This window comes from Planctomycetia bacterium, assembly GCA_021413845.1.
Taxonomy (GTDB): Bacteria; Planctomycetota; Planctomycetia; order Pirellulales; family PNKZ01; genus PNKZ01.
In genome coordinates this window covers 1-1,626 of record JAIOPP010000062.1, presented here as the reverse complement: position 1 = coordinate 1,626, position 1,626 = coordinate 1, and the positions used below count along the sequence as shown (strand labels likewise).

2 protein-coding genes are annotated in these 1,626 nt (G+C 64.2%); one reads left to right on the top strand and one right to left on the bottom strand.

The genetic code is table 11. The features are described 5' to 3' along the window. On the bottom strand, positions 1-890 hold an 890-nt coding region (locus K8U03_11435), incomplete at its 3' end, for a PQQ-like beta-propeller repeat protein (protein MCE9605498.1). A 141-nt stretch (positions 891-1,031) separates the two neighbouring features. Here K8U03_11435 and arfB point away from each other — a divergent pair. Continuing rightward, entirely contained in the window at positions 1,032-1,445 is a 414-nt protein-coding gene (gene arfB / locus K8U03_11430; GenBank protein MCE9605497.1) for an aminoacyl-tRNA hydrolase, read from the top strand. Positions 1,446-1,626: the final 181 nt, after the last annotated feature.

Below are 1,626 nucleotides of genomic sequence, written 5' to 3'. Positions count from 1 at the left end.
GCATGTAGCACTCCCTCGGCGCCGAAGATGTAGACCATGTCGCCGTCGACGACCGGCATGCAGCGGGGGCCGTTGTCGTAGCCGTACATGTCTTCGTACTCGGTCGAATACTCGAACTTCCAAAGCTCCTCGGCCGTCTCGGCCTTCAGGCAGAGCAGTTGCGCTTTGCGGACGCGCATGTCGAACTGAAACAATCGCCCCCGGCTCACGGCCGGCATCCCGTAGCCGACGCCGAAGAAGTTCTGCACGACGCCGTAATCGCGCGTGGTGTCGGCCTTCCAGACGAGGCTGCCGTCGACCGTGCGCAGCGCGTGCAACATCCCCTCGGCCCCGAAGATGTAGACCATGTCGCCGTCGACGATCGGCATGCAACGTGGGCCGTTGTCGTAGCCGTACATATCTTCGTAGTCGGTCGGATATTCGAACTTCCAAAGCTCTTCGGCCGTTTCCGACTTTGCACAAGTCAGCTTCGCCTTCTTGCCGCGCATGTCGAACTGGAACATTCGACCGCGGCTGATCGCCGGCATGCCGTAGCCGATGCCGACCGGAATCTGCCACACCAGCTTCGGCCCGACGGCCGGCCACGGCGAGATCAAACCGGTTTCCTGCGATTTCCCATCGCCGGTCGGCCCGAGAAACGCCGCCCAATCGGAACCGGCGGGGCGCGTGCCGAGATCCGGCGGCAGCGTCGAAGCAGTTTGCGCGGCGTTCGTGGGTGCGACTTCCGTTTGCACGGCGGCGAGTTGTACGACTTCCGTCGGAGCAGCTTGGGTCGGCAGAGCTGCCGCCGGCGCGGCGACTTGCTCGGCGGGAGCCTTTGAGCAGGCACCGCAACACAACGCGAGCCAAGCGGCGAGCACGGGGAGCGGAAAGCGGGCGTAGGTCGTCATGGCGCGAACCTCGGCGGAAGTCGGATCGTCTCTGGCGGCGGTACGTCGTATAATATACCCGGCGTGAGGTGCGGAGTCGTCCCTCATCGTCGCGCGGCATGTCGCCGCGTCCGTTCGCATCGTCTGCCGAGGTTTCCGCTCATGCTCGTCGTCGCTCCGCATATCCGTATTCCGCGCGCGGAGTTCGAGTTCACCTACGTTCGCAGTTCCGGGCCCGGCGGACAAAACGTGAACAAGGTGAACTCGAAAGCCGTGATGCGCTGGGACCCGACCCGCACGCCGAGCCTGCCCGAGCCCGTGCGAGCCCGCTTCTTGGCGAAGTTCGCTTCCCGGCTCACGACCGAAGGGGAGCTCGTCATCACCAGCGACCGACATCGCGACCAGCCGAGCAACATCGAAGACTGCTTCGAGAAAGTGCGCGAAATGCTGGTAAGTATCGCCGTCGCACCGAAGAAACGCCGCCCGACGAAGCCGAGCAAGGGCTCGAAAGAGCGTCGCTTGGAAGGCAAACGTCGCGACAGCGCGAAGAAGCAGAATCGGCGGACGTTCGAGTAGTTCGAGCTCTTCTCCCGGCGGGAGAAGGTGGACGCGCAGCGGCCGGATGAGGGGCGCCCCGCGCATGGCTACTTTCCCACTGTCCTTTTAGTTATCGATCGCCGTGAATTTCAGCGCGGAGACGAGTCGGCCGCGCCCCTCATCCGGCCTTCGGCCACCTTCTCCCGGCGGGAGAAGGGTT

What these genes read in the sequence shown, in the direction of transcription:
- arfB (MCE9605497.1), top strand. Translation starts at nt 1,032, where the DNA reads ATGCTCGTCGTCGCTCCGCATATCCGTATTCCGCGCGCGGAGTTCGAG.